This window comes from Synechococcus sp. R6-7 (genome assembly GCF_047461695.1).
GTDB lineage: Bacteria > Cyanobacteriota > Cyanobacteriia > Thermostichales > Thermostichaceae > Thermostichus.
This window is the reverse complement of sequence record NZ_JANSHS010000477.1, coordinates 1-2,319: the sequence shown is the minus strand read 5'-3', so window position 1 is coordinate 2,319 and position 2,319 is coordinate 1. Positions and strand designations below refer to the sequence as shown.

Below are 2,319 nucleotides of genomic sequence, written 5' to 3'. Positions count from 1 at the left end.
GGGGGCGGGCGAATTTTTAACCCCCGAAGAGGCAGGCAAATACGGCTTCCCCAAACCCGATTGCCAAGCGGTGCCGGTGGGAGCGGAGCCAATGCCTTTGGGATTTGGGGCGCGGCTGACCTGGGATCAGACGTCTGAGGCCAAGGTGGAACATCTGCTCGCCACCGCCGTAAACAGTTGGGCCAAACTCCTGCAAGCGGAGGCCAAAGCCGTATGAAACCAGCCTACGTCGCCTCCCTCAAGATTCAAGATGGGGCAGAGTCCTCGCTTTCCCAAGTGCTCTCGGCTTGTTTTTCCACTTCTGAAAAAACCTACTCCTTTCTGCGCTGGCCCCATCGAGTCAGCGGCATTCAGGTGGGGATCCCGGCGGATCCCGTCTGTCCAGAGGGGCAAGTTTTCTCCCAACAAGGGGAACTGCGCTGGAAAAGCACCCCCCACGGCTGGGATCTGCTGTATCTGGGGATCCAAGCTCCCCCGGACTCCTTTATCCCTCTGCCGGGAGAGTGGCGGTGGGAGGATCACGCAGCCGACCTGTACGGATCCCAAAATCGAGAAACCCGCTTTCCCAAGCCCCTCAGCCATCCCCAAGATCTCAAGGTGGGCCAGCGCTACTTCCGAGATGAGCGAACTGCCCGCGTTCACTTTATTGCCCTGATTCCGAGGTGACCATGACCCCCCAAGGCCCTCGCCCATTGCCCAACCAGGCCGCATCTGCAAGATCGTCTGCCGGCAACAGCAGTCGAGTTGGAGGCAAACCAACCGTGTTTCCCAAACCCTACGAGCTGATCCCGTTTCCCACCCAGCGCCCCACGCTGGAGCGGCCCGCCGGCCACGCCAAGTTCCACGCCGATAAGCTGCACGGCACCCTCTTTCTCACCCTGACGGTGCAGACTGCCGTCCACATCTCCACCGGCCACTTGGCCTTGGGCAGCGATGTTGGAGTCAAAGGGATCCCGGTGCTCAAAACCATGACCACCACTCCCAACGGAAGGCTTAAAATCCAGGGCAGCTCCCTCAAGGGGGCCATCCGGGCCATGTACGAGGCGATCACCAACAGCACCCTGGCGGTGATGATGAGCGAGTACCGAAATCGGATCCCCCCAGAGCGGCACCCCTGCCGCAACAAAGAGCAGCTTTGTCCGGCCAGCCGCGTTTTCGGTGCCCTGAACTGGCAGGGATTGGTGGAGTTCAGGGATGCCATTGCCACCGGCACCGGATCGGGTGGCGGATCCCTGCCCCCGCTGTACTGTCCTCGCCCGGATCAGTGCAAAGCTTACTTTAAAAAGGAAAACGGCAAAGTCATTGGACGCAAGTTCTACTACACCCACAGAAACGCGTTGCAGAACAGTTCAAGGGGAACGCCCACCCAGCAAGCGATGCAAAACACGGTTTTCAAAACCCAAATCCATTTCAAAAACCTCACCCCTGCCGAGCTGGGCACCTTGCTCACGGTCTTGGGGCAGGATCCCAAGCATTCCATGCTGCTGAAGGTGGGGGGCGGCAAGCCCGTGGGCCTGGGATCCCTGCAGGTCACCCTCGACAAGATCGAGCGGCCCGGCAACCTAAAAGATCGCTACAGCCGCTACGATCCCCCAGAAGCCGATACCCTGGAAGGAGGACGCCTCCAAGCCTTTGTGCAAGAGCAAATTCGAGCTGCCCAGGGCTACATCTTGCCCGAACAACTCAAGCGATTGGCCGCCATCCTGAGTCCCACTGCTCTGCGCGAGCCGCCCACCGGAGTGTACTGAGGGTTCCCCCATGCTGTCAGACACTGTCGATCTCAGCCCCCAATCTTGGGATCTCGCCCACGGCATCGCCCTGACCTTGGCCAAGGAAAGGGTGGATGTCAGCGAGTTGAGCAAATGCGTCGCCTATCTGCGCTCGGTTGCCCATCACCCTGACGCGGGATCCCGCTTTTTCCGATTCACCGGCGAGCTGGTGCGGGAAAATGGCCTATGCCGTACCCAACAAACCAGAAGGTACCATCAGCTCATTGACGAAACCTGCAAAAGGTACTTGCAACCTCTGCAAGACAGGCCGGCGGAGATGCTGCAGATCCTGGGCTGGGCAGCCCGGCTGGCTCGCTACTACAAGGATGGAGGGATCCCTATTGGCGAGATTCCACCACCTCAGGGATCCCAACCCAACGACAACTCCGGTCCCAAGGACTCCGTTCCCCAAGGGGCGGGAAACAAATCCCAGGACGACAGACAACAACAAAACCATCAACACCAACAAGACCAGGCCCAGCATCAGGCCCGCAAAGCCCACTTCCAGACCGGGCAAAAGCTGAAGGCCACCATCACCAACATCAAGGGC

The 2,319-nt window shown here is 59.7% G+C and carries 3 protein-coding genes and 1 pseudogene; all 4 read left to right on the top strand.

Annotation, left to right across the window (positions count from 1 at the left end):
- Positions 1-217, top strand: a pseudogene (locus NW815_RS13020) (CRISPR-associated protein); the annotation flags it as partial.
- Entirely contained in the window at positions 214-666 is a 453-nt protein-coding gene (locus NW815_RS13015; protein ID WP_011432237.1) for a hypothetical protein, read from the top strand. The pseudogene NW815_RS13020 and the gene NW815_RS13015, both read left to right, overlap by 4 nt.
- Positions 667-761: 95 nt before the next feature.
- Positions 762-1,748, top strand: coding sequence for an RAMP superfamily CRISPR-associated protein (locus NW815_RS13010; protein WP_414390640.1), 987 nt, complete (start codon positions 762-764; stop codon positions 1,746-1,748).
- A gap of 10 nt (positions 1,749-1,758) precedes the next feature.
- On the top strand, positions 1,759-2,319 hold a 561-nt coding region (locus NW815_RS13005), incomplete at its 3' end, for a hypothetical protein (protein ID WP_414390642.1).